The sequence below is a fragment of the Undibacterium sp. GrIS 1.2 genome (assembly GCF_040544435.1).
GTDB lineage: Bacteria > Pseudomonadota > Gammaproteobacteria > Burkholderiales > Burkholderiaceae_D > Undibacterium.
Genome location: NZ_JBEONP010000002.1, coordinates 134,741 through 161,650, shown reverse-complemented (window position 1 = coordinate 161,650; position 26,910 = coordinate 134,741). Strand labels below are relative to the sequence as shown.

23 protein-coding genes and 1 pseudogene are annotated in these 26,910 nt (G+C 48.2%); 8 read left to right on the top strand and 16 right to left on the bottom strand.

Features of this window, described 5'->3' with window-relative positions; genetic code table 11:
- Nucleotides 1-7: 7 nt before the first annotated feature.
- Nucleotides 8-532, bottom strand: a complete 525-nt coding sequence (locus AAKU61_RS01720; protein WP_354329083.1) for an RNA polymerase sigma factor — start codon at nucleotides 530-532, stop codon at nucleotides 8-10.
- Between the two features lie 152 nt (nucleotides 533-684).
- Here AAKU61_RS01720 and AAKU61_RS01715 point away from each other — a divergent pair, with 152 nt between their 5' ends.
- Complete coding sequence (locus AAKU61_RS01715; protein WP_354329082.1) at nucleotides 685-2,073, top strand: S8 family serine peptidase; 1,389 nt, start codon at nucleotides 685-687, stop codon at nucleotides 2,071-2,073.
- A gap of 506 nt (nucleotides 2,074-2,579) precedes the next feature.
- Entirely contained in the window at nucleotides 2,580-3,440 is an 861-nt protein-coding gene (locus AAKU61_RS01710; protein ID WP_354329080.1) for a hypothetical protein, read from the top strand.
- 45 nt (nucleotides 3,441-3,485) lie between these two features.
- Here AAKU61_RS01710 and AAKU61_RS01705 read toward each other — a convergent pair whose 3' ends face one another.
- The 10 genes from AAKU61_RS01705 to AAKU61_RS01660 all read right to left on the bottom strand — a co-directional run bounded on the left by AAKU61_RS01705 (nucleotide 3,486) and on the right by AAKU61_RS01660 (nucleotide 16,268).
- Nucleotides 3,486-4,481 (bottom strand): PP2C family protein-serine/threonine phosphatase, encoded by a 996-nt coding sequence (locus tag AAKU61_RS01705; protein WP_354329078.1) that lies wholly within the window; start codon nucleotides 4,479-4,481, stop codon nucleotides 3,486-3,488.
- 51 nt (nucleotides 4,482-4,532) lie between these two features.
- Nucleotides 4,533-6,755: a serine/threonine-protein kinase gene (locus AAKU61_RS01700; RefSeq protein ID WP_354329077.1), complete on the bottom strand. Its 2,223-nt coding sequence runs from the start codon at nucleotides 6,753-6,755 to the stop codon at nucleotides 4,533-4,535.
- An 81-nt stretch (nucleotides 6,756-6,836) separates the two neighbouring features.
- A complete protein-coding gene (locus tag AAKU61_RS01695) occupies nucleotides 6,837-8,048 on the bottom strand; it encodes a hypothetical protein (RefSeq protein ID WP_354329075.1) in 1,212 nt (403 codons plus the stop codon).
- Complete coding sequence (locus AAKU61_RS01690; RefSeq protein ID WP_354329073.1) at nucleotides 8,045-9,445, bottom strand: GlnX family signal transduction membrane protein; 1,401 nt, start codon at nucleotides 9,443-9,445, stop codon at nucleotides 8,045-8,047. Before AAKU61_RS01690 ends, AAKU61_RS01695 begins: the two co-directional genes overlap by 4 nt.
- 324 nt (nucleotides 9,446-9,769) lie before the next feature.
- On the bottom strand, nucleotides 9,770-10,594 hold the full coding sequence (locus AAKU61_RS01685; protein ID WP_354329071.1) for an FHA domain-containing protein: 825 nt from the start codon (nucleotides 10,592-10,594) through the stop codon (nucleotides 9,770-9,772).
- 59 nt (nucleotides 10,595-10,653) lie between these two features.
- Nucleotides 10,654-11,967: a vWA domain-containing protein gene (locus AAKU61_RS01680; protein ID WP_354329069.1), complete on the bottom strand. Its 1,314-nt coding sequence runs from the start codon at nucleotides 11,965-11,967 to the stop codon at nucleotides 10,654-10,656.
- A 58-nt stretch (nucleotides 11,968-12,025) separates the two neighbouring features.
- The gene (locus AAKU61_RS01675; RefSeq protein ID WP_354329067.1) at nucleotides 12,026-13,234 is read right to left on the bottom strand and encodes a toxic anion resistance protein; all 1,209 of its coding nucleotides are present in this window, start codon (nucleotides 13,232-13,234) and stop codon (nucleotides 12,026-12,028) included.
- Nucleotides 13,235-13,726: 492 nt separating this feature from the next.
- The gene (locus tag AAKU61_RS01670) at nucleotides 13,727-14,866 is read right to left on the bottom strand and encodes an alpha/beta fold hydrolase (RefSeq protein WP_354329065.1); all 1,140 of its coding nucleotides are present in this window, start codon (nucleotides 14,864-14,866) and stop codon (nucleotides 13,727-13,729) included.
- 59 nt (nucleotides 14,867-14,925) lie between these two features.
- Nucleotides 14,926-15,303: a DoxX family protein gene (locus AAKU61_RS01665; RefSeq protein WP_354329063.1), complete on the bottom strand. Its 378-nt coding sequence runs from the start codon at nucleotides 15,301-15,303 to the stop codon at nucleotides 14,926-14,928.
- Nucleotides 15,304-15,347: 44 nt separating this feature from the next.
- On the bottom strand, nucleotides 15,348-16,268 hold the full coding sequence (locus AAKU61_RS01660; RefSeq protein ID WP_354329061.1) for a LysR family transcriptional regulator: 921 nt from the start codon (nucleotides 16,266-16,268) through the stop codon (nucleotides 15,348-15,350).
- A gap of 136 nt (nucleotides 16,269-16,404) precedes the next feature.
- Between AAKU61_RS01660 and AAKU61_RS01655 the strand changes: the two genes are divergently transcribed.
- From AAKU61_RS01655 to AAKU61_RS01630, 6 genes and pseudogenes are all read left to right on the top strand, one after another.
- On the top strand, nucleotides 16,405-17,406 hold the full coding sequence (locus AAKU61_RS01655) for a fumarylacetoacetate hydrolase family protein (RefSeq protein ID WP_354329060.1): 1,002 nt from the start codon (nucleotides 16,405-16,407) through the stop codon (nucleotides 17,404-17,406).
- A 62-nt stretch (nucleotides 17,407-17,468) separates the two neighbouring features.
- Complete coding sequence (locus AAKU61_RS01650) at nucleotides 17,469-18,263, top strand: cyclase family protein (RefSeq protein WP_354329059.1); 795 nt, start codon at nucleotides 17,469-17,471, stop codon at nucleotides 18,261-18,263.
- A 69-nt stretch (nucleotides 18,264-18,332) separates the two neighbouring features.
- Nucleotides 18,333-19,508 (top strand): alpha/beta hydrolase family protein, encoded by a 1,176-nt coding sequence (locus AAKU61_RS01645; RefSeq protein ID WP_354329057.1) that lies wholly within the window; start codon nucleotides 18,333-18,335, stop codon nucleotides 19,506-19,508.
- Complete coding sequence (locus tag AAKU61_RS01640) at nucleotides 19,505-20,062, top strand: cupin domain-containing protein (RefSeq protein ID WP_354329055.1); 558 nt, start codon at nucleotides 19,505-19,507, stop codon at nucleotides 20,060-20,062. The genes AAKU61_RS01645 and AAKU61_RS01640 overlap by 4 nt, the downstream gene beginning before the upstream one ends.
- A gap of 1 nt (nucleotide 20,063) precedes the next feature.
- Nucleotides 20,064-20,894: pseudogene (locus AAKU61_RS01635) on the top strand (SDR family NAD(P)-dependent oxidoreductase).
- A gap of 35 nt (nucleotides 20,895-20,929) precedes the next feature.
- Nucleotides 20,930-21,895: an NAD-dependent epimerase/dehydratase family protein gene (locus AAKU61_RS01630; RefSeq protein WP_354329053.1), complete on the top strand. Its 966-nt coding sequence runs from the start codon at nucleotides 20,930-20,932 to the stop codon at nucleotides 21,893-21,895.
- 270 nt (nucleotides 21,896-22,165) lie between these two features.
- On the opposite strand, the gene AAKU61_RS01625 is transcribed toward AAKU61_RS01630, so the two are convergent.
- The 5 genes from AAKU61_RS01625 to AAKU61_RS01605 form a co-directional block, all read right to left on the bottom strand.
- Nucleotides 22,166-22,936 carry an EthD domain-containing protein gene (locus AAKU61_RS01625; RefSeq protein ID WP_354329051.1) on the bottom strand — a complete coding sequence of 257 codons (771 nt, stop codon included), beginning with the start codon at nucleotides 22,934-22,936 and terminating at the stop codon, nucleotides 22,166-22,168.
- 82 nt (nucleotides 22,937-23,018) lie between these two features.
- Complete coding sequence (locus AAKU61_RS01620; RefSeq protein ID WP_354329050.1) at nucleotides 23,019-24,200, bottom strand: MFS transporter; 1,182 nt, start codon at nucleotides 24,198-24,200, stop codon at nucleotides 23,019-23,021.
- Nucleotides 24,201-24,353: 153 nt separating this feature from the next.
- Complete coding sequence (locus tag AAKU61_RS01615) at nucleotides 24,354-25,484, bottom strand: FAD-dependent oxidoreductase (protein WP_354329048.1); 1,131 nt, start codon at nucleotides 25,482-25,484, stop codon at nucleotides 24,354-24,356.
- A gap of 37 nt (nucleotides 25,485-25,521) precedes the next feature.
- The gene (locus AAKU61_RS01610; RefSeq protein WP_354329046.1) at nucleotides 25,522-25,866 is read right to left on the bottom strand and encodes a Rieske (2Fe-2S) protein; all 345 of its coding nucleotides are present in this window, start codon (nucleotides 25,864-25,866) and stop codon (nucleotides 25,522-25,524) included.
- 2 nt (nucleotides 25,867-25,868) lie between these two features.
- Nucleotides 25,869-26,873, bottom strand: coding sequence for a VOC family protein (locus AAKU61_RS01605; RefSeq protein ID WP_354329044.1), 1,005 nt, complete (start codon nucleotides 26,871-26,873; stop codon nucleotides 25,869-25,871).
- Nucleotides 26,874-26,910: the final 37 nt, after the last annotated feature.

The window sequence follows — 26,910 nt, the reverse complement described above, 5'->3', positions numbered from 1 at the left end:
TCCTTTATCAACTAACTGAGCTAGCTGGTTTTGACGACCCGGAAGGATCGGACAGCAAGCCTTGCAAAGTCTCCCGCGCACGTACCAGACGGCTAGTCAGAGTGCCGATGGGTATCTCCAACACCTCCGCCGCCTCTTTGTATGGTAAGCCCTCGATCAATACCAAACTGACCACCATACGTTGATCTTCATTCAGCATGGACACCGCTTTTTGCACTGCCAGCTGGTGTACATAGCCATCACTGGGGTCAGAGCCAATATGCTCGCCAGCCTCCTCTGGTGCCAGCACATCGCTACGTCTGATGCGCCCCCTTACTTCATCAATCCAGGCGTTTTTCATAATCCTGAATAGCCAGCTATCCAGCCGCGTACCCGCCTCCCATTGCTCAGCGCGACTGAGTGCACGTTCGACCGCAATTTGCACCAGATCATCCGCATCTTCCCGATGACGCGTGACAGCACGGCCGAAGCGGCGCAGACGCGGCAATAAGGCGGCAATGTCATTTTGAATATTGATTGCTGTTTGATCCATAGATACCAAGTAAACGTTACAGCGAGGGATTTTAATCCCTGTCTCATTCGTTTTATTTTAAAGCTACAATCAAAAGTGAACTGATGTGGCTAATTACGTCACTATTGTAATTGATGCGTAGCTCACCTTTTTATGTCAACCCAATAATGCCTATGCCACCTAAATTACTCAATATTTGCCGGCTGTTGCTAGTTGCATTCTGTTGCAACGCCGATCCAGTCTGGGCGCAGCTTCGCTTGCCGTCGATTAATTTACCGGTACAGCAGTTAGGTAACTTAAATTCTCAAAACTTGCTGAACCGGATCGACCGGCTTGACCAACTCGTACGTACTGATGTGCTAAACGGCACACTCCCGCTGCAAGACTTACGCCTGACGACGATCACGCGATTACTTAAAGAACATCCCCTGCAACTGGAGAACAACCCCAAAGGCGAGCTGATTGTACGCAAACAAATCACCGCATGGTCGCCCTCCGTCGCGGCGTTAAAGGCAGTCCGTGCAGCGGGCTTTATTGTGATCAGCGAACATCGTTTAGAGACGCTGGAAGAAACATTAGTCGTGCTACAAGCGCCACCTGATATGAGTACCGCCGATGCACTGGATTTGTTGCACCAACTGGATCAAGACGGTACCTACGATTACAACCATATCTATTTAGAAAGTGGTAGTGCTATCGGGAGTTCGTTCTCAATTTCATCCCATTCTAACTTCGCCGCACCGTTTGATAGCAGCAATAGCCTCGCCTCGTCGACACTGCCCGAAACAGCAAAAGCAAACACTAAAGCTCGCATAGGCTTAATAGATTCAGGCATCGATACTGAACATATCGTATTTAAAGATGCTCAAATCAAACGTCATGACTGTACAGATAAAAATATTCCTACCGCCCACGGCACTGCGGTTGCTTCACTCATGGTCGGCAAATCAACGCCATTTAGCGGTGTGTCGCCTAATGCTGTTTTATATGCAGCCGACATCTATTGCGGCACCGACACCGGAGGCGCTTTAGATAAATTGATTGACGCCTTGGGATGGCTAGCGCAAGAAAAAGTCGCAGTGATTAATCTGAGTCTGGTTGGCCCGCCAAATCAAACCTTAGAACACATCGTCAAATCCATGCTCAACAAAGGCTATCTGTTAGTCGCCGCAGTCGGCAATGACGGACCCGCAGCACCACCGCTCTACCCCGCCAGTTACCCCGGTGTGATTGGTGTCACCGCGGTCGATGCAAAAATGCGTGTACTACCAGAAGCTGCTCGCGGCGCACAAGTCATGATCGCAGCACCGGGTAGCAATATGGTAGCCGCCACGAAAGGAAAAACACCTTTCCAAGCGGTGCGGGGCACCTCTTTTGCGTCACCCATTGTGGCTGCACTATTGGCAAAAAAAGTCTTTACGCCGAATGTGAAAGACGCCAAAAAAGCGCTGGAAGATTTGATCAAACAAGCGAAGACAGACGACCCTGACAAGGTCACTCAAGAGCTAGGTCATGGCATAGTCGGCACATCATTTAGAACTGGGCCTGAGCAATTTCGTTAATCTAGCGAAGGCGAAACTTATTATAAATACCGTGCAAAAACCTCATGCGAGTGCCTCATTCCTGCACGCTTTTAGCAGGAATCCAGTGACGTTATTGCGTAAGGAGCGGACGTTAAACCCAGATTTTCCATTAGACCGCTACTACTTTGCAAAAAACGCAGACGGCGTGCGGTCTTCAGAGGGATAGCACCACCGCGTTTTGAGTGGGAACGCTACAGCGACAATTGCACCTTTGGCGAACTGCCTGGCGTTGTTGCTCCTCCTAGCAAGATGCAGCTTGCGTCGTCGTCGCGTCTAGCCAGTCAGTCCGCCAAAGGCACACTTGTCGCTGTTCCAATGGAAAATCTGGGTTAAACTGAATTTGCAGAACTGATTAATACCCGCTAGCAATGATGACTTAAAGATTTTTTTAAAAATATTTTTACTTTGATGGATTAAATCGATCATCCCTAGCGTTCTCCTTTTACTACTACGGATTGTCCGTAGTGACTTTCAGGAGAATCATCATGACAACAGTTAAATTCATTCGTTACGCAACTATCCTCAGTGGTTTAGTGATCGTCACATCCGCACAAGCTGGCTTGTTAGGTGGTGGCGGTGCAATCGGTGGCGGTGGTGGCCTTGGCGGCGCAGTTGGCGGTTCACTCAGAGGCATGTCGTCATTCCCTACCTCTACCATCAGTCGTACCAGTCAAGACAATATGACCGGCAATGTCAGTAATATTGGTAATGCACGCAATATCAGCGGCGACGCTGCAGGCAACCTTACCGGTAATGCAGCTGGCAACCTGACCGGAAATGCCACCAACACACGGGCGATCAATGGCGACGCAACAGGTAATCTAGTCGGTAACGGTAACGGTAACGGTAACGCCATTATCAATAAAAGTGGAAATACAGCATCTACACAAGCCAGCGGTAGTGGCTCAGGCAGCGGCTCAACTAATCTGATATCAGGCGCTGTACCTGAAAAAATGAACGCTCCAACGACATCATCAGGAAATCTCATTGGTGGCGCTAATGGTAGCGGTAATGCAAACGCAAGCTCAAACGGCAGCGTAAACGGAAATGCATCAGGCAGTATGAATCTGGGCACAGCAGGCCAAGCGCAAAGTACCGTATCCGGTGTAAAAAATTCAGCATCAGATATCAGCAAACCTGCCATCAGCAATACAAAAACACAAGTAGATAACACTCGCAGCTATGCAAGCACCAGCGTAGCGAATGCACGTGATACCGCCAGCGGTACAGCAGGCGCGGCAAAACGTAACGCGAAAGAAACCGTCAACAACACGCAGTTACCATCAGTCTCCGCATCAGGTAACGGCAATGTATCTGGCAATGGCGATGTGACTACTAGCAAATAAGTAAATATTTATTACTCACGTAGAGAGTGTTTAGGTTACACCTCTCTACGTGAGTTTTTGTATGTTTACCTGGCGATGCACGATCAAACTAATATTGTCATGCCCACCTTGATCGTTCGCAAAATCAATTAATTGCGTACATTGATTCACCAGAGGAAGATCGGCATCAAACAAGCGATGTAATGCGGCCGGGGCTTCGCAATAATTCCATAAACCGTCAGAACATAAAACGATATATGTGTCTCCGTCCAATCTTGCGCTGCCGGTATGGATGTCCAGAATGTCGTCACGCATACCCAGACATTGGGTAATGCAATGCGCATTATTGTCCATCATTGCAGTTGTTACGTTCAGGCCTAGTTTGATTTGTTGGTTAAACCACGAATCATCTTCGGTCAGTAATAATTGGCTGGCTTGATTAACTGCATAAAGACGTGAATCGCCGACCCAAGCAAAATGTACTTGATCGCCTTCGATCAAGGCCAGTACCAAAGTTGCTTCTGGTTCAGCCAGGGAGGTGTCGTCGTAGGCTAGTTTGCATACTGCGTCGTGGGCGCTGGCTATCGCTAATTCCAAACGTTCTTTGATCGGCAAACCCGGATTATTTTCTAAGCTAGTGAGTGCCACTGTGACCGCAACATCTGCGGCCTGTCGCGCATGGCAAGAGGTGGATACGCCATCAGCAAGTGCCATGGCGATAGCGCCATCAATCGCTACCATGCTGACAGAATCCTGATTTTCTGTATGTCGTCTGCCGCGATGGGTCGCGCTGATGGTGTGCTCATCTAATATCTGGACCTCGATCGGATCGGCGATTTCGGTACGGCGTCCGCAATTTTCACAAATATTGTCTTGGTCAAACTCGGTATGACCACATTTGCATATCACCTGATTTGTGCTTGATGCAACTTGAGTTGCGTTGCTATTGCTAGTTACTTCTGGCGCGGGCGCATTGACAGAAGGTGCGCCGACAGCAGCGCCGCAGGCTTCGCAAAAAGAAAAATCAGGATCAACTGTTTCTCCGCATTGAATGCAATTCACTAATTACTCCCGGCATAAAAAATCAATCAAGTTCAAAATAAGTCCAATACTTTAAAACAAGGTCACTGGCCGTACGCGATTGGCCTGACTGACCCAATAATGCCGTTCTTGATCCGATTTTGCCAGTTTGGCTGCGCGCCTGAATTGCTCTTCTGCGGCAAGACGTAAAGTATGTTCTGTAAAATTTGCGCCCAAAAAAGTCGTGTTGAGCGGCCAGTTCATACTCTTTGCTTTTTCCACGACCAAATTAATTAAACGACCGGCGATCTGAAAAACCGAGCCTCCGGTATTCAGCACTGATTTGACTGCGGTTTCTGCCTTTTGCATGACGCTTGCATCGATCGCGTCCGGGTAAGTCAATAATAGCTCGGCTATCCCTAATTGCACTTGGGTATGCAATACGTGATTACTTGGGACACGCTGCAACATGCTGACCGCGTCCATCAAACGTCCGGCTTTTGCATGGCAACGAGCAGCACCTGCATGCGCACTGACAAATGCAGGATCGACTCGCCCCACCCGATCGTAATAGGGCAATGCCTGCTCGCCATTATTGGCGATTTCTGCTGCCAGTCCCATCGCTAGACGGGGTGCTAGTTCCCCTGGCATTTCAAAATAGCAGCGCTCAAAATAGGCTAGCGCTTTGGTACCGTCGCCATTAGTTACTAAGCATAAACCGCGTAACCAACTGGTGCGCCAGTCAAACGGATCGGCAGCCTCAACCGCATCTAACGTGGTTTTGATTAGTGCATCGCGCTGCTTTTCCATCAACCCGGCATTTTGGATCAGGACTTCTGCAAGACGCAATCGTGGCTCTGCGGCGCGGTCGCCGTATTTAGTCACTAACGCCTGCAACTCTTCAACTTGCTGTACTTCATCCATCAGACTCAAAATCCGAATCACTTCACTGGCTGCTTTGTCTTCAAGATTGACTCTCAGCGTAGGCAGCACATGTGGATCGACTTGCGCTACTAATTGCCGGGCTGTGGCATGGATTAAATGGTCACTGGTGAACACTTTGCTATCAACCGGCTTGGGACCAGATTGCAAGGCCACAATCTCACGCAAAACACCAAATAATTGCTCGGCCATTTCATCCGCAGTCTGAAAGCGCTCATCGGGATCAACATGGGTTGCACGCAATAGAAATCGGTATAGCGATTCATTCTCCGCCAAGACATCATGATCATCCGGCGATGGCAACGCGTACTCATAATCGGAAGTGAACTTGAAGTCCATGATCAATACGGACAGGGCGCGACCCAAAGTATATAAGTCCGAGACAGCAATCGGATCAGTGTCGGCCTCTGGCGCGGCAAATCCTAGCGTGGCATAAATATCGCCATTTTGATCGCCCGTTTTACGTACTGCGCCCATGTCGATCAGCTTGACATCGCCACCCTCTATCATGATGTTGTCTGGCTTAAAATCGCAATACACCAGCCCTTGAGTATGCAGATAAGCAAAGGCGGGAAGTATCCCTAATATGTAGGCAATCGCCTCCGTCACTGGCAACGGGCCGCGCTGCTTGCGCAGGCTATGCACGGTTTGGCCGCCTACATATTCCATGATAATAAAACCTTCAGCACCCTGATTCACAAAATCGTAAATATTGACGACCTTGGGATGCTTTAATGCCGCCAGATAACGCCGCTCGGCTACCGCCGCTGCAGCGCTCGCTTCATCATTGGCGTTTAACAAACCTTTGAGCACAACCCAGCGTTGCAAGACTTGATCCCAACCCAGATAAATCCAGCCCAATCCACCGAATGCAATCGGGCCCTTGATCTCGTATTTGCCTGCAATCACATCGCCCATTTTTAAACGTGCGACAAAATCGTATGGTGTGCCGCACGCTGGACAAAATCCTTTAGCACGGTTGACATGCACATCGCACTTGGGGCAATGGCGCTTGTGCGCTGGCACCTCTGGGTCTGCCATCAGGAGTTTTAAGGGGTCCTGGCTAGGCAAATCCGGTAAAGAAATCAAGCCACCACCAAGCGCTGTGCGGCGCGCGCTGGTGTGGGTAGAAACACCTGCACGACGACGAGTTGATTTGGTCGCACCAGCACCTGGTGCTCTGGCCGGATAATTGACAGTGAAGCGGGCAGAACCGCGAGTGCGGCCCGTCGTCATGCTGGCAATCGCTACCGCATCTGTAATATCCAGACCGCCGGATGCGGCTGTTACCAAATTTTTCTTCGCTGATTTTCCACAATCTTCGCAGACATCTTCCACAATCGTTCCGCTGCAATAACTACAAGGCATGGTCATTTCAAATTACTCCTGTCTAACTAATTTGTGTGCATTAAGACTTATGCTGCTCGGGCGGCTTTGCATAAGTCCTGTAAATACTCAGTCTTTAATTGCTGACACATTAGTCAGCATGTCCTGATACATCATCAACTTTGATCGCACTGCATCCAAATTCAGCGGACGCGATTTTAATTCCGCATCGATTTGCGCCCGCAAGGTCTGTCTTTTTACCTCAGTACCATACTGAAAAGTCAGCGCCTTATCTTTGGCTTGATAAGCGATAAAGCGTCCGTTTAAATCTTCTACCTCAGCAGCTTTTGTCTGTACTTCTGCAATCGCTTTATTGCCGTTGGCAAGTGCTTCTGCAATTGCCAATTTAAGCCTGCTGGCACCAACATTTACAGCAGCCCATTGCCCGGCTTGCAAACTACTTTCTAAGGTATCGCACCAACTCAGTAACATGGAGATGGGTGACATTGGTGACATGGATGATGTCGGTTGAAACCGCAAAGATGAGACTGCGTTTTCACCCAATAACTCACGCACTTGTGCAAGCTGCGATTGATACTCTGTCGTCATTATTTGCAACTGCGCCAGTGCTAATTTTGCTTGCTCCAGCTCGTTCGCTGCGGTAGCTCTGGCATTCTCTAGCTGATCCAATGTTATAGACCACGCCATCAAGCCGCGCTTGAGTGATTCTTTACCACGCTGCGCATTTAAAGGGTCGGATTGAATGTCCTGGATTTCAATAAATGAGGGACGATCTGATGCCGCATTCAGACGCTGGGCACGCTCCTCCATGATGCTGTAATCACGTTTTAAACCGGCCAGTTCTTCTGTGCCATGTGTCTCGGCATAATCGATCTCATTTAAGCTATCGCGCGCCTGCTCAAACTCTGTCTGCATCACCGCTAATAACTGCTCTGGCGTCATGCTGTCGCTAACCGATGCCGATCCCAATAAGTCACGATTTTTGATGGAGACCTGAGCCGTCGTTCTGACAATCGATGTACCTTCCAGCAGAGCTGTGACCTTTTCATCGGTGTTGGCCCAAGCACTAAACATCCCACCCTTGTGAATACGCGCTGCTTCTTCTACCACCTTAGCCAACAGCACGTAATCATCGACTAAGCTACTCAGCTTGCGAGTCGCGTCTTCTGCTTTGATCTGAGTGTTACCGGTGTAATGTTGCGCTCGCAATTTGATACGGATACGCTTGGTACTCTCAGCATCTGATAACTCATTTGCGTTAGTGGTGATCGCAGCCAATCGTTGTTGCCATAATTCAATCAGGCTATCCAAGTCACTCACTCGCGGAACTCCGCTAAGCGTTGTTGGATACCCAACGCAATACCAATGACCGGTGCGAATAAAATCGCCAGTAGCAGCATCCATAACCAGGACAAGGCGTGGAACGCTCTGCTCACTGCTAATGCAAATTGCTGTTCGTTCAAATTTAATGTGGCGGTCAGTGACTTCATAAACTGATCAAATGCCCAATCGGATTGTCCGACCTGCGTACCCAAACATAAAGCGATAGCGGCATCATGTTGACCAGCGGTTTCGAACTGCCGAATTTGCGCATCAATACGAACGTATTCCAACCATCCTTTTAAGGTATCTCTGGCCAAATTTTCTTCACCATCATACGTAATATTGGCCAGTTCCTCCGCCAATAAGCCATTGCCTTTGAGACTTTTTAAATCGGATGGAAGCTGTTTCACATCAAGGAGTTTGAGCGCAAATAGTTTTTTGGCAGTCTCTTGGAATAGCGTTGTTTGTGCTTGCTGCGCCTCTGACTTGGACAACAACAAATACACGCTCTCTTGTGCATTGGCAGTGTAGGCCAGCGCTTTGGCCTGTGACAACGCATGGACAGAATCAAATGCATCTTCCTTCGCCGATCTGACCTCGGATACGACTTGACCCGCCTTTACCGCAAACAGTAAAGCACTCACGATAAAGATAGCTAGCCCGGCTGCGATGGCAGGATTTAACATACGTTTAAAGGTGGCATACAACTTCATTTGCGTCTCTATATATACCAAAACGAGCAGCGCAGATAGTAGTAAGAATGCGATCAGCCATAATAAGGCTTTATGCTCACCCTCTGTATAGGCAGACGATAAATGTTTGAAGTTAGCATCATCCAATGCCACTACTGCTGGCAAGATGTGTTCACGCATCAGCGTATCTGCTTTTAACAAGGACTGATGTTGATCCGGTTTGGCAAGTGCCATACCGACCAATCTCTCATAGGCAGATAATTGCGTCATCAACTCTAAAATCGGCTTACGTTCTTCATCGCCATAGGTAATATTCTGTGCCGCAACCAGCAGGTAGTCATGTGCCTGCGCAATCGATTTGACATAGGCTTGCGTGTTTTTACCATCACTACCGTCGACCGCTTCTTTAGTTAAAAACACGTTCACAATTTGTGTGTGCGCGCTGGCTAAGGTCATACGGATTTTTTCTGCTGCGACGATCGACGGCACCGCGTCTTTACCTACCGTATTAACGACATAGGCATAGCTTTGGTAAGTATAAAATCCGACGATAGAAACGATTAGCGCGAGACCAATACAAAGTAATTGCCGGATTCTGAGCTGGCGTATGACGTCCTCGGTCTGAGGAATAATTACCTGGTCAGAATGGTCGTGGTGACTGGTTGCCAGTCCAACTGCGCCAAGTTGTAGGGTTGATGACATAGACTACTTATCCTTGATGAATACAAATTAATTAGCTAAAGACCTGACAGGACTCTTGATCAGTACAGCGACACTGGGAGGCGCTTTCCACTCCGCTTAGATGCAAACCATAGCTGGAAATCCATATACTCCCCATCATTTTTCATAAACTCGGCTTATAGACCAGCAAACGTATGGACAATTAAATATACTTACTACGAGTATATAAATTTATCTAATAGCTGATTCTTCGCTTAGATAGCAAGAAGTGCGCAGGAATAAGTGCGCGGTTTGCAATGTCCAATGAGCAATCAGCTGCGACCAAATCATGTCTGCCTTAACGGATCAGCGCGACTCGACGCATATCCTCGTCCACATACCTAAGGTGAGTTGATCACCTGCTTTTAAGGCAGTCACGACACCCGGTTCGAGATTGGCTTGATTTAACTCAGTACCATTAGCGGAGCCTAATTCCAATACCGTAATTTGGCCTGCACCGTCCCGCATCAACTTTAAGTGTCGGCGCGAGATGCCGGGGTCTTGCACCACGATTTCTGGATGTATTCCCTTACCTTCAAACTGACGTCCCAAGGTTTGCTCATCCAGATCGAGGTGATACTCTTTTTCTGCCGCAGCGACCGGGCATGGCAATCCTGGATCGGGATCTTTGTACAAACTACTATCCACCAAAATACGCAGCTTAAGTCGCACAAACGGTTGCACTGATGCATCTGCTGCATCTGCTGCAAGGCTTGTATGTGCCGCATCGTCCAACGGAGTAATGACGGTGTTTGTAGTATCCATAGAATTGACCGCCGCTACTGCATCAACTACCACTGGCTCAACTACCACTGCATTCAACGCAGGCAGCGGCTGTGCAATTTGTAAGCCACTTTGCAATCCACTTTGTAGACCACTAAACGACATCGCTTTTTCAAAATCATAGCGACACACTTCGCAAAACCGTGCATCAGGCCGACGCACCGTCATGCAATCAGGGCAGCTTGTTGTGGCTTTGCTACTGACTAAATTTTTTCCTGCTAACTTATCTAAGTTAGTGGCCGAACCGGCAGAGCTACTCGCACTGGCTGGCAATTTGATCGCGGAACCGCACTCAGAACAGTAATCAATATCAGTCGAAAAATGACCCTTGGGGCAGATATTACTCATCGCTTGCTCACCGGTTATACGTCCTGTTTTTAACTATAGAATTTTGCTAATTTACTTAATTATGGTTGTGCTGATGGTGTCGCTGCACGACGGCGAACTGTTCGGGTACCGCCTAGTTCCAGTTCCATATCCGCTGCTTTATCTGCCTTTTTCAGACGGACAGTGCCGGTGCTGGCATCGACCATATCCACCACTTTTTTCAAACGTCTGGTCACTTCTTCATTGCCTGACTCTTGCGCTAACTGAGCAGCGCGTCCAAGTAAGCGGGTAGCGCGGTCTTCATCACCTTTGGCTTTTGCATCTAAGCCTTCTTGAATAGAATCGGCCAATTCTTTTTGACCCGTGTAGTGTGCAACTTCCTTGCTGATACGGGTCGTGAGGGTATCGTCACCAGACCATTTAACCGCAATAGGATCACATGGGACTTTGGTTTCGACACCGGCGTGTTGATACACTACCGCAGCCCTGCAAGCTAAAATCTCGTCATCAATCGCGCCTACCGGCAACTCAAATGCCAGCTGAAAATCTCTTGCTTCCGTACCCCATGCGCCTAACGGTACGTCGATAGTTTTATCATCCAAGCGTTTTGCGACAGGCATCAAATCCATGATCTCTGGACTCATTTGCTTAACCGTTGTGAGCTTGACGACTTTAGGCGACCAGATGCGTAACACTGCACCAGAGATGCCTTTGGACATAGAGCGCGTTAAGAAAGAACGCAAGTCTTCCTCCAGTCCGGCAGGGTCGGTCACGGCATCGGCGGTGCCCAATAAGGCAGAAGCAATCGTCCGCAGCTCAGCTGGCTTCCAGTCGGTGCCGATACCACGACAATCACATTGGAATACACCTTTGCATTGCTCAATCACGGACGCTAGCTGGGTATCTTCGGAGCTGTTTTCTCCATCAGTCTGAAAATACACGCTGGCCAATGCTGCGCCGCTGCGTTTGACTTCAATCAAGGCAAACTTTAGACCTTCTGACATGGCGGTGGAACCCGATGCACGCAACGCTTGTATAGCTCTGTGTGCGTCGGCTTTGTTGGCGGCGGTGGCCGGGCACGCGCGCACAATCACATCGGCAGAGCCAGAGAACGTGACGACAAAGAACCACATGTCTTCACTCAATAAATCAATTCCCCGGCGTGCTGCATTTTTGGCCTGCGATAATTTCTCACCACCCATAGAACCGGACACATCTAAAACAAAGCCTACGACTTTACGACCGGCGGCATTTGCGGCGGCGCTTCCAATTACACTTGCACTAACATTGGCAGCCCCTTCAGAGACCGTATCAGATGTGATCGTCAGCACGGCATCTAAGCGGGATTGACCCGTTGCTAAATAAGGATTAAAAAAACCTTGAACGCGGAACATAACAACTCCAAAAAAACGGGAACATACAATAACTACCAATAACTCTTTTCAAACCATGTCAGGATGCGATTTTTTGTACGAACTGATTTCCAGACTGGATTAGACCGTCTGTAAATGTGCGGTTAATCGCGCTCAATTCCGTAATCGCTTTCTCACGTTTGCCTACGTTAGCAACATCAAGTTTTCTGCCTAACTCTATGGTTTGCAATAGCTTATCGGCGGACATAGCAAGAGCTGCAACATCGGCCGCAAAGTCACCCTGACTGTCTTTTGCTTTCAAATAACTGGCCTGTAATTCATCGCTGCCGATACTGTTTAACTCACGCGACAATGCGCGACGGGCATCGGTTGCCTTAGACGCTTTGGCGACTTCAGATAAAGCCGCGACATTGATGATCGCCCGTTTAAGACTTGGCAAATCAAACAGAATGCTGTCCATGACATTATTCATTTCTATCATCGACGCCGTCTGCGTTGCGCGAATTTCTGGTACCGAAATAATCGACTGGCTGTGTGCCATATGGATGCGCACAATGCGGGTTTCAAATGCATTTATCTGCTCGGCAAAGTCCCGCAATCTGGCGATCTCAATCAGGTCACGCGATTGCTCAACTGCGGCGCGCTTCTGTTCAAATTCGACACGCGCACGCTTCACCAGTATCTGCCCGGCAGCCATGTACAACTCCATATTTTTAATATGGTCGATCGTGCCTTGCACCATGCGATCTAACTTGTCGTTGGTTGATCTGAGTGTGGTTAATTGCGCCTGAGATTTTTTCTCAATCGCGGTCAGATGATCGGTAATTTTTTTGTGATTTTGTTGAAGAGCCCGTAACGCAGAAAACCATTCGCCGACGAAGGGAATTTTTCCTAAGGCATCTGTCAGGCTATGGTGGCCTTCCACCTCTTGCTTTACTTTCGGTAAATTTAAATCCTTCAGTGTAGTCGCTAAAGCAATCGTAATTTCACCAGCACGCCCGGCCTCACTGGTACGCATACCTTCTAATAATTGATCCAGATGCTGACTCAATTCACGCTGCACATCAGAGCCAAATGACATCAGGCTATTGGTATCTGAAAAAGACACGCTGGACGCAATTTGATTGATACGATTTTTTTGCTCATCGCTAAATTTGTTCAAATCAATTTGACGCTCAGCTTGCAACTCATATTTAAGCACTGGAACAGGCAAATTATCTGAGTACAGTGGTGCCATGGCGTTTGTAGATAAAGTTAATTCGGATGTTTCAGTTTTTTGCTCGCTCATAAGTGTCTCTTTAACTCGTTGCCTAAATTCGTTTCCGCAATTTGCTCATTGCTGATTAAAGTAATTCTCGATTACTGATTTAATTTTTAAGTGGTGCTCATGATGTCATTGCCGCAGCAATATTTAAACGGTAATTGATTTGTAATTTAACCGGATACAAGCAAATAATGGCGCGCATAAAAAAACCAACTTTGCTAAAAGCGAAGTTGGTGAATTTTTCGTTACATCGAAAGTCGTACTTGCGTTTCATACCTATTGTTACTGGATATTACAAAAAAACTGCTTATTCTTCTCGTAAAAAGGAAGCGCAAATTTATGCAAGATGTCTTGCGATTAAATCGGGCTAAGTCGATAGATATTATCTCAGCAGATTGCGTGCACAATACAATGCTGAGCTTGATCAATGAATATATTTAATAGAATTGAGACAAATTTTTACGACTTTTTTACGACTTCGTTTACACCTTTTTTACATATATCAAGCAAAAGAGATTATTGCGGTGCGCGGCAACTGGCAGCAGCCATATTTTTTGATTCAGGCAGAGCAAATATCGCCAGTGCGCCACAACGTGATCCCAGCATCTTTGATTGATTATGTCCGACACCGACAACTTCAAAATACTGATGCTGAATGACTTGCTGGGGCGTTGCCAACAATCGTTCATAGCGCCAATAAGCACGTGCCCGCTGCAAACGCGTCGCACCTTCGGCCTCTGCGCCGCAGGCTTTATCCAATACCGGATGATTGGGATCGTTATCATCGGAGCCGACTAAATACATCATTTGCCGCTGAGCGTATCTGCGATATAAAGTCATACCATCAGTACCTTGCGCATACGGCACCATGTTACGCATGCCATAGCGATACTTGTCGTAGTCGGCACATACTGCGGTGTCGTAAGGAGCAAAGCCGGAGGCGGCAGAATTGTTCGGGCGATCAGCCGTGAAGTACAGGTAAGATGAAGGATTCGCGATCACATAAGTCAAGACAATACCACGTACGCGCAAGCCTTCATCTACATTGTTTAACACCGCGTACCGGTGTACCAATTGTGCGCCACCAGAATGCCCTGCTACCGTCACCCGCACCACCGCCGGTAAGCGATTTTTATTGGTGACAAAAGCGAGTAAATCATCCAATACTTGCAAAGAGCTGACAGAAAAAGACGCATTCACTGCGTTCTCGCCACTCATCCAACCTTGTCCGCTCCACATCGGCATATTCACAAAACCCTTCCTGGTGTCAGCGGTACCCGGAAAGTTTGGCGCAATCAGCAATATCTCTGCGGGGTCGCGGCCAGTCGCCTTGAGTAACTCCGCCGCTGCGGCATAATAATCATCGCCATTCCGCTGCAATCCATGCTGTACAAAAATCACCTCACTAATAGTACGCAAGTCACCATCTAGAGCGTGGTTTGCATACATAGGAAAGTCATACTGCTGACTGCTGCTACCTAAATGAACTCGCTGCCACCCTGCCGACTTTAAGCTCGATGGCGCAGCAATACCCTCGTCTGTTGGCTCAATTGTTTTGGCTGTCCTTGCAATAGGATTTTCAATAGAATTTGCGAAACCGGACTGAGCGATCATCGCAATGATTGCGCTCATGAAGATGGAAAGAATTAGTTTCATGCGTCACCTTTTTTGAGTGAGCCTAGGGTGTGTTGACCTATATTGATAAGCTCATAAAACTATTTAGTTTGAGACTCTGGTGCAGCAGCCCACCAAATCGCAGCCAACAACAGAGCCTGCAATATCAGCCTTAAGCCTAATAGCAACTCCGGTATTTTCGGGAACAGCTGAGGATTAAGCCACATATAGACGTTTGCAGGTGTAACAGTAATTGTCAGCACAAATAAGCCAATACCTGCACATTTACGATACTGAACATGCAGCAAACCCAGCGCACCAAGTAACTCAAAAAACCCGCTGATGTACACCGCTTGAATACGCAGCGGCAAAGACGGCGGGACAATTTTCAGAAAAAAGTCCGGGGCGATGAAGTGTCCGATGCCGCCGACGAAGAACCAGGTGAATACCATCAGTAAGGCGATTTTTTTGCTGGTCATGGTTACTTACTAATTGCTTATTGATATTAACTTGCGCGATAAAATTAAGCTGCTAGCGGAGAACGGCGTGCATTGGCAACTTCCTTGAGTAGCGTGCGAAACCAGATATGGGCAATATCTTTATCGACAAATTTATGCCACTGCATCATCTCTACCAAGAGCGGAATATCCATCGGAAGTGGTAATAAGCGAATCGGGAAATAGTCGGCGAACATATCTGCCAATCGGGTATGCATAGTGGCGATACGATTGGTACCAACTAACAATAATGGCAAGGAACTAAAATTACTGGTACTGACTTCAACCCGCCTTGCAAAGCCTGTGCTTTGTAAAAACCATTCTTCAAAACTAGGCTGCGCTTTACCAAATTTGGTCGAGACGTGCGCCAGACTCATATATTGATCCAGCGTCAAACTGTCACCAACAATCGTATTGTCCTTCCACACAACACAACTGTAGCTGTCCTGGAATAGCACTTCGCTAGCATGACCCTCGACTAAATACTTGGCTGGCATGATGAGTAAATCAATTTCGCCACGATCAAGCTGTATTTCGTGATCGTCGCCAGGCGCCATAATTTCGAGAGTAACATTTGGTGCCAGTTCACTCATCTTACGTGCCACCTCAGCCATCAGGACTGAAGTTGGATAATCTGAGGCAATCACCCGAAAATGCCGGGTCGATTCTTCTAAAACAAATCCTGGCTTGGTTTCGATGGTCGATTGAATCTGCAACAAGACCTCGCGTACTGGCGCTTCCAGGCTAGCTGCTAACGGCGTCATCACCATATTGCGACCAATCTGAGTCAATATTTCATCCTCAAAATAATCACGCAACCTTGCCAATACACCACTCGTTGCCGACTGGCTCAAATTGAGCCTTTGCGCAGCGCGAGTAATACTGCGCTCAGCCAGTAACGCATCCAGCGCTACCAACAGATTTAAATCAAGTTTATTAAACCGCATGCCTGTCTCCGATTTTTTTAGGTATTGCCGCAACCGATTTATACAATCAAGAAAATCGATTTTACACATATTGCCTACGTCCTTAGCATGCGGTATTGGCTTTTTTGTCAGCCAAAAAAATAATAAGGACGGAGACATGAAACTCGCAAGCTTAGCAAGCAGCAGTCGAGACGGGCAACTTGTTGTCGTCTCGAAAGATGGTACTCGAGCAGCATCAGCGCAAAATATTTCACCCAGTCTTATTTGTCTTTTAGAAAACTGGCAGAGTTTATCACCCGCATTGGATCGCTTGTACCAGTCACTCAACCGTGGTGAAGTCGCTGAGGCCTTTCCATTTCAGCCGCAATTAGCGACGGCTCCGCTACCTCGCGCACCGCAATGGTGTGACGGCTCTGCTTTCATCAACCATGCGCGGCTAATGGAAACTGCATTCCACACGCCACCGATTGCCGATCTCGATACGATTCCCTTGATGTATCAAGGTGCCTCCGACGATTTTCTTGGACCGCATCAGAATATTGCCTTACCAGACGAAGCACACGGCATCGACTTTGAAGGGGAATTTGGAGTTGTTTTGGATGAAGTCCCACTCGGTTGTCCTGTCGATCAGGCCCTATCGTACGTTCGACTAATCGTACAAATTAATGATGTCAGTCTGCGTCACTTTGGGCCACGAGAAATGAAAACGGGATTTGGATTTTTTCAGGCAAAGCCATCTTCCAGTTTTGCGCCTTTAGCAATTACTCCAGGTGAATTAGGTAGCGCATGGCGCGATGGCCGAGTTGCATTGCCCTTGCAAGTGCACTGGAATGAGGTCTGGTTTGGTAACCCGAATGGTGCAGAAATGAGCTTTGGCTTTCAGCATTTGATTGCCCATGCAGCCGCCACCCGCAAGCTGTCAGCGGGGACGATTATCGGCTCTGGCACGGTCTCTAATATTGAGAGAAGCGCAGGTTCCGCGTGCATCGCAGAGCGACGTGCGCTGGAAATGATTGAGCACGGTGCGATTTCAACGCAATTTATGCGCTTTGGTGATCGTGTTCGGATGGAAGTACGCGATGCTGCCGATCAATTGATATTTGGCGCAATTGACCAACGGGTCGTCAAATGTCCTGACCTAAGGCGCAGAAAATTATAAGCGTCCAATCAAGAATCTCACCATGACCAACATAAGCGCAACAAACCAGACAAGGAGACTACATGTCACGCCGTTTTGTCGATTTATCGATCTATCTTGAAAATGATGTTCTTTCCGATCCCCCGATGCTGGCACCAAAGATCGAGTATCAAACCCATCGCGATACCTTACCCGAATTTATGCATATGCTGCCGGGTACAAAAGTGGAGGATTTTCCCGATGGCGAAGCGGCTGCAGCTGAATGGGTGAGATTAACTACACATAGCGGAACCCATCTGGACGCGCCCTACCATTTTCATTCAACAATGAATCGCAAACTGGGAGAAGCAGAACGCTCCATCACGATTGATGAAGTGCCGCTGGATTGGTGTTTTCGTCCCGGCGTCAAACTCGATTTTCGTCATCTGCCCGACGGTCATGTTGTCACCGCAATGGAAGTTGACGCCGAGTTGGCGCGCATCGGTCATACCTTACAAGCATTCGACATCGTCGTCATTAACACCCGTGCAGGTGAGCGCTATGGTCACTCGGATTACATCAATGCGGGTTGCGGGATGGGTTATGAGGCGACCATGTATTTACTAGAACGCGGTGTCAGGCTGACGGGTACCGATGCGTGGAGCTGGGATGCGCCATTTTCATTTACCGCAAAAAAAATTGCAGAAACTGGTGATGTCAGTCTGATCTGGGAAGGTCATAAAGCGGGGCGCGATATTGGTTACTGCCATCTGGAGAAAATGCATAACTTAGAAGCCTTGCCTGGTAATGGTTTTACGATCAGCTGCTTCCCTCATAAAATTCGCGCCGCTTCCGCTGGCTGGACCCGTGCGGTAGCCATTTTTGATGATGCTGACTAATAATTTTTCGATTTTTTTATGAAATGGCAGCCAAATTTAAACGCTGCATCAACAAAGGACTAATTCATTATGTTTCGTTACTTCCCTACTAATTACGTCTGGAATCTGTCGGTTGATCTGGCCATCGAAATGGGTGCGCGCATCGGCGAGATCGAGGAAATGTGCGCTCCCCTGCTAGAAGTAGCACGCCAAGGTGACGATGAGGGCACGGTAAAATTTATGCAATCCTGGGTTGCGATGGGTGACAAGCTGGTGGATATGGCAAACGAGGATGTTGTGCTCGGACGCAGATTATCCGCAGGCGACAAACTCAATCGCGCAGCAATTTATTTCTTGGTAGCAGAGCGTATGCAGAGTCATGGGGCACCGGAACGGGTTACTTTATATGCCAAATCTCAAGCGACATTTTTGCGCGGCGTGGCGCTCTCACACGAAAATTGCGAGCGGGTAGAAATCCCTTATGGTGACAGCCATTTATCAGCGCTGTACGTCCGTGCAGACACCACTAAAGGCGCGGATGGCGTTGCGAAGCCAGCGCCATTACTGGTGCAGGTAAATGGCCTGGACAGTACCAAAGAACTGAAATACCGGATAGGTCTGCCACAAATGCTGGCGCGACGCGGTATATCGTCACTCATTGTGGATCAGCCAGGCACTGGTGAAGCCCTGCGTTTGCACGGATTGACAGCGGTGTATAACACTGAACTGTGGGCTAGTAAAGTAGTCGATTATTTGGAAACCCGTGCCGATGTCGATCATGCTCGCATCGGTATGGAAGGCGTCTCTTTGGGCGGTTACTACTGCCCTCGCGCGGTCGCTTTTGAGCCGCGTTTTGCGTGTGGTGTGGTGTGGGGTGCTAATCACGATTGGCGCGAAGTCCAAAAGCAACGCCTCGCACGAGAAGGGCAAAATCCAGTGCCCCACTATTGGGAGCATGTGTGCTGGGTATGGGGCGCAAAAGATGTAGACGATTTTATGACCATCGCAGAGCAAGTGCATCTGAATGGAATTTTGGACAGAATCAAGGTGCCTTTTTTAGTTACTCATGGCGAAGCCGATAAACAGATTGCACTGAAATATGCGCACCAGACTTATGACCAACTAGTCAATAGCCCAAAGCGCGAGCTGAAAATTTTTACCCCGCGCGAAGGTGGCATACAGCACAGTAGTTTCGACAACAGCGCCAATGCTGGTAATTTTATTGCTGATTGGGTAGCAGAAACTCTGAACGGACGGTTAGCATGACCGCGCCGGTACGGCGAGTAGTTACGGGCCATAGCGCCGATGGCCGCGCCATCATTATCAGTGACACGTCCGCGCCACAGGTGTTTGAGGTAGCGGCACAGCCCGGTCTGGCATTTACTGAAATTTGGCGCACGGACTGCATGCCAGTCAGAGTCGACAATGCGGCAGATCCGACCTTACGTCCATTGCAATTAGCACCAACATCAATGGGCAGTGTAATTCGCGTGACTGACATACCGCCAGAGTCTGAAGACGACGGAGCGCTTGACCCAGCTAAAGCAGCAGCACATTTTGCACAGCTAGGTGGCGCGAAGGCTTCAACAGGTAATGCCGCGGCACCGCATCCTTTAATGCACAGGACTGAAACCGTTGATTACGGTATGGTATTGGAGGGCGAAATTTATCTGGTGCTGGACGACAGCGAGGTATTGCTGCATCGAGGCGATGTAGTGATACAACGCGGCACCAATCACGCATGGGCAAATCGGTCGGGCAAATCGACACGCATGTTATTCATTCTGCTGGATGGAAAATTTGCCGATGGACTGAACTGAAATGAGCCAGCACTTAATTCAGCACCAAGTACAGCACCAAACACAACAAAGAGCACAGCCCCAGGCATTATTTTCTCTCGCCGATAAAGTGGCACTCATCACAGGTGCGGCCAACGGTATAGGGCGTGCAATTGCCTGGCAAATGGCGCATGCCGGTGCACACGTATTACTCAGCGATATTGACAGTGCTGGTGGTTCAGCGCTGGCGGCAGAAATGACCGCCGCTGGCTATGCTGTGGCGATATTTCCATGCGATATGGGATCACGGTCAGAGATACAAACTTTGTCCAGCGAAGCGCTAGCAGCCTTCGGGGAAATTGATATATTAGTTTGTAACGCTGGAGTCGCGCCCCATGCCGGACCGATTGCTAGTGCTTCTGACCGGGACTATGAACTGACGATGGAGATAAATTTACATAGCAATCTATAGCTGTGTAATTTACTCATTCCACAGATGGCGGCGCGTAACAACGGTAGTGTCATCATCATGTCGAGCATTGCAGGTGTCAGGGGTAATAAAAATATCGGTTTGTATGGTTTATCAAAAGCGGCCAGCGCTCAACTGGTGCGTAACCTTGCAGTGGAATGGGGGCCGTCGAATGTCCGCATCAATAGTATTTCGCCGGGGGTGATCGATACTGCGTTTGCTAAACCGATCTCAGCTCAACAAGTTTTGGCTGCGAAACGGATTGCGCTGACACCATTAAGGCGCTTTGGGCAGGTTGATGATGTGGCAGGCGTTGCAGTATTTTTAGCCACACCGGCAGCGGCATTTATAACCGGGCAAAACCTGATTGTTGATGGCGGCACTACCATCGGCGACGGTAATTAAATCTCCACTCTCAAGTTCGCAGCAAAGGGTATTAAATGCATATTTTGATCACAGGTGCCAACGGCTTTGTCGGTACCGAATTAGTAAAGCGCTTACTAGAAAATAAGGGCGATACTGAGTTGCATAACTTTGATCAGCTCACCTTAGTTGACATGGCATTCGATCAGGTAGCAACCGATGCTCGTGTTCACCAATTATGCGGCAGTATTGGCAATCCCGGTGTCTTGGTACAAGCGCTTCGACATCCGGTAGACTATGTATTCCATCTAGCCAGCATACCGGGTGGTGCAGCGGAGACCAACTATGAGTTAGGTCTTAACGTCAATCTGCAATCGAGCTTACAGTTGCTAGAGCTTTTACGTGTTCAGTCACTGCAAGGTGCGGTAGCAAAATTAGTGTTTGCGAGTAGTGTTGCGGTCTACGGAACCGTATTACCAGACTTAGTTGACGACGCGAGTTTGCCGCGCCCGGTTCTCAGTTATGGAACACATAAACTGGCGATAGAATTGCTGCTGGAAGATTACAGCCGACGTGGCTGGATAAATGGATGTGCATTGAGACTACCGGGTATTGTGGCACGGCCACCCGTGACCAATGGGTTGACGTCAGCATTTATGAGTGATATTTTTTGGTGCTTGCGAGATGGCCAGCCGTTTACTTGTCCGGTCTCGGCGCAAGCAGTTATGTGGTGGATGTCACGTGATTGCTGTGTCAATAATTTGTTGCATGCAGCGAGCTTAGAACCGCAACAACTGGCAAACCGGCGGGTAGTTACTCCACCAGTATTGCGCTTGACCATCAGCGAGTTAGTCGACCAGCTTGCGAGCATATTTGGCGCAGATCGCCTGAGCTTAATTAGCTATCAACCCAACCCCAAACTAGAAGCCGTGTTTGGCGCTTATCCACCGATCAATACCAGCACTGCCGAAGCAATGGGATTTAGTCACGATGGCTCCATCAAACAATTGGTTGAAAATGCAATAGGGATTGCTACTAACTGATATCCACCTCAATCAGCGAGTTGTATCGGCTGTGTGGGAATAGGAAAAATAACTCATAAAAACAATATACTCCCTATATTTTTTATCCAAACTCCGATACGGATCAGAAAATATATGGACAACTAAAATGTACTGAATGGGAGTATATTTTATTACTTCTATAAATTTTATCGGTTGAGCGCTCTAAACCATCCGTATTCGAGTGACAGCCTCTTCATTACGAATACAAAATCAGCGCGATAAAAACTGGGCTTTTAACGCGCCAGTAATTTATACTGCCACGCCAGCAAACATCACATGCTCATGCGCCATGAGTACAAAAGTCGAACCTGACACCAACAACTGGCTCAGCGGACTTGGCAAACTAGCGTCTGATAATGCAAGCCAATGCTCACCCAATGCTAGCGCTGCCTCGTCATCTTTTAACCATACCTCGTCGATCAGATCAACACTTATAGCGTGCCCGGGACGTTGCAATGTCTGATTACGGATCACACGATCGATACCGCTACTCGCATCAGCCAATATCGTTTGCCAAACGTCGTCCGTTGCGGAAAGTAATTCATCAACTGAAACACCCTCAGCAACCCGATAGAAGACAAATAATTTACTGGCACTTTTAGCATTGTCCTTATTACTGTCATCAGCGGTGTTAGTGTCAGCAGCAAGCTTGATTTTTTCGATCACCGGCATTTTGAGTACGCTTGCCTGATCAACAAAGCGATCTTCATCTGGCTGTAAATGCTCCAGATAAAATGGTGCAGTGAGTGCTGCCGCAGCCTGTTCGGGATGATCAAACCAGACTTGCGTGACAAAATCACGGCCAATAGAAAGCGTATCCGGCATCGCCCCTGAAAAAACTACGGGGACTCGAAAACTATTTTCAAAAACGTGATTTTGTATATACCGTCTTGGCGCTAAATCAGGTGATTTACCGATAAACTGTACTACATCTGCACCGTGGACATTCTTCATATAATGATGTGCCTGGCGCAGTGTCATGCCTGTGCGACGGCGTCCAACTATCATCATCTTGATCATACTATTTCCTTTGATATCGTTATAAAAATATGCCGGATTTTCCCAGATAAATATACCAAGGCAAACCTAGACAGAATAAAATTTATACCAGCGCTACTTTAGGATCTTCTGACAACGTCACTCGACGAAAACTCGCCACCGCAAGTATCGCGATCATAACCGTAGCGATACCCAGACTTCCATAGCCAGCGTTCTTAACAAGCGTCCCGCCTAAAATTGGCCCTATCGCAGCACCAATCATTAACATCGCTGGTGTGGATGCTGCAGCTCGACCAGATGGATCAAGTTTAGATAAAACGCCGAAGGCAAACGTATGGGTGAAAATCAACAAGCCAGCGAACACCGAGGTCGCAACAGCGTAAGGCATAAAGCTTGTGCTCTGCGTGATCGCCAGCGCAATTACAGCTTGTAATATGGGACCGATCAACAGTACGCGATATGCCGAAAACCTGCGTTCCAGCAATACCGCCAGCGGTGCGGGTAATAAATTCACAATACCGAGTGCGATCAAAACGCCCGACACCGCCGCGATACCAAAACCACGATCCATGCCGATGCGCTCGACAAAACTAAAGATCATTGACTGTACTAAAGCCATACAACCGACGCCAAACACCATAAACCAGACACGAGGATCAAGCCTGTCTTTTGTTAAATTTGATCGTTGATTGTTGGCATTAATCACACGATTATTCAGGCGCTCAATGGCAGTATAAGATTGAGGAAAAGCTAAGGCACTCGCCACCGTAGCTACCGCCATGACGGTAGCAAAAAGACGAAATAATACCGGGCCGCCATATTGAGTAACCAACGGCGGTGTGACGATGAAAAATCCCAATGCGAATATCCCAATTGTGATTCCTACAGTAGCAAACAAACGATGCGGCTGAATACTGCGGCCGATACTACCGTGGGTAAAACTTAACGCACAGCCAGCAGACATACCCGCAATCGCGTGCAACAACAACATAATGACAAAATCATGCGTGAAAGACAGTGCGATAAAACTCAGCATCGCCAGTCCAAACCCGAGCGCAGCAGCGATGCGTCCGTTTAAGCGACTCAGTCGTGGAGCAAAAAACAAACTACTCGCCACTGCGCCAAACAGAAATAATGTCACCATCCCACCTGCCTGTTGCGCATCAAAGTGATAATATGAAATCAGCGCGCCAACCCATAATGGCAATGCCACCAGATCAAGCATCCCCGCGCAATGTGCGACCATTAATACAATATGTCCTGACCTGCTATCTGCCTTCGTCATACTTGTCTCCTGTTTGTTGCATTATTAATGCATTCATTACGCTATTTAGCGTGATCTTATTTTTATATTTTTTCTGACTACAACACTTATTTTAGTGTTTGGTGTTTTGCACTTTATTAGATTTGCTGCCAAATACAACTTTTCGATATCAATTTAAATCGGTTCAGCGAGCGCCATCAACGATGCGCGCATGATCTTGGTATGTTCTTGTTTATCACCGCCGGATATCTCGATTTCACCTAGACGACCAGAGTTTTCTACAACCATGCGGCAACGTTCAAAGCGTCGTTGCTGGAAGCGATCAAGACCTCCTACCACACTACTAGCACGTGTTAACTCTTCAGCTAAAACGATACCATCCTCGATTCCGATGCATGCGCCCGACGCTAAATGCGGTGTCGTTGCATGTACGGCATCACCAATCAACACCACGCGTCCGGTAAACCATGGTTGCGGCAACAATAAACTGACTAGGGGACGATAAATGACCTGGGACTGAGCCGTGATTTGCTCTCTGATCTGTTGCATCAGCGGTGCGGAAAATGGCGCCAATAAATCACGCAACATTTGCGGTTGCTGATCGGTGGGGATATGAGTATTGGTCTCGCGGTCCTCGGTGACAAATAAATACATTTCACTGGCGGATACCGGATTAATACCGGTTTTGATTTTCGGCCCCATCCACATTTTAGTATTAACTACATCAGCAGGCCGTGGCAATACAGCGCGCCATACACCTTGTCCTGTGTAGCTAGGCTCTGGTGCATCCGGAAAAAGCAAACTACGTACCTTTGATTGCAAGCCATCAGAACCAATCACGACATCATACCGTTTGCAACTGCCGTCAGTCGTCTGTACATCAACACCATCAACGTCTTGTTCGATTGATGTGAAGCTACACCCCAGACGTACATCAACACCAGCACGTCTAGTCGCAGCAGCCATCAACTTAGCCAGCGCGGGCCGCATAATACCAGCGCCGCCCGGAACATCTGGCCCGGCAAGACGTGGTGTCGGTAAATGACCAACATGTATATCAGTCGCTGTATAAATATCTAAGCCGTCACTGCCATAACCTTCTTGTAAAAACTGATCGAGTATTCCCAATGTGCCAAAGGCGCGCAGAGTGGCGCCGCCTAGGCTGATACCAGCACCATAAGAATGCCAGTCCGCATCAATCTCAACCAGATCAACCTGTACTCCGCGCTTGCTTAGCTCGATTGCCGCTGCCATTCCAGAAAATCCACCACCAATAACAAGGGCAGTACGTACAGCTGTAGTCATTTTAAAACTCCTTAATTGATCTTTAATTCTTCGATAGTTATAGTCTGTTATCACTCAAATCAGCGCAGCGTAAATCGCCGTTCGCGAGTATCGTCAGCGACACTTTTGTTAAGGTTTGTCCCAGACACGGCCCCAATAAACATTTACCCGTCACAGGCTCAAACTGAGCACCGTGAGCAGCACAGATGACACGTGTGCGATCAGCATTGAAATACTCATCCTTGCGCCAGGCAAGCGGGGTATTGCCGTAATGCGGACACGCATCCCTATAAGCATGTATCTCACCTTGATAACGCAGTACAAAAATACCCAACTGCGCAAAGCCCTTACTGGCGCCCTCTATCACCTCGTCTGCATTACAGAGATACATGCCGTCGCTCATGGCTAGTGCGCCCCGGATACGACTGGCGCGCCGGAAAGTGGCGTATCTAAAGTAGCTTTATCTAAGGTAGGCGTATCTGATGGCAACTTAGCTGGAAGCGGTCCACCCGGAGCCCATTTTTCACGATGCTGAAATAGAAAAAGCTGCGATCCATCCGCGCCCATCGGTGCCTGGCGCGCCACCCATTGATCGTCATGCAAATCCATATCTGCATCGTATTCAACATGACATCCGAGCGGACTATTGAAGTACCAAAACCAGTTCGATCCAAACAAATGACGACCCGGCCCCCAAAACGACTGATAACCCTTTTCTACAAAATGAGTACCAGCCAGCATGACCTCAGTCGGGCCTCCCATATGAAAAGTAAAGTGCTCACAGCCGGTCATAAACGGAGGAGTCTGAATCAGAAATAAAGTATGATGATCTACCGTTCCTGCTGGACGCAAGAACGGGCCTACGCCAGCAAAGCGGTCGGTACAAACAAAGCCGATACGAGCATAAAAAGCCTCTGCTTTAGCTGCGTCTGGCACAAAATAAACGACATGCGACAAGCTCCTTGGACGTGGCTGATCGTCGGGATCAAATGCGATTTTATTCACAGCACGCTGGGGCGCTGCACCTGGCGCATTGACTGCCTCTGCAGGCAGCGAGATAGCGCGACGCACCGTAATCTGAAAGCCAAGAGCAAAACCAGAATCGTCGACTACCTCAATCGAGCCATCATCGAGCCTGAGTACCTGACGATCTCGTTCAAGCTCTTCAGTGATCGCATTGAGTGAAGCCTGATCGGTTACACCATAAATCGTTTTTCTTAGCATGGTGGCGGTTGGTAGCGGTGCAGGCAGTGATACGTCATTCCGGTGTGCCAAAATAATTGCAGTACCGTCCAACGCTTCAAAACGGTTATTGCCAACTGGTGTCAGACCATAGTCGGTCAAATATTGGGTACATGCCGCCAAGTCGTCAACACCAAAAACAAGAGCGTCTGGTCCGATAATATTCATTGTGATAAGTCCTTTAAAATTAAGCTTGTACAAATTG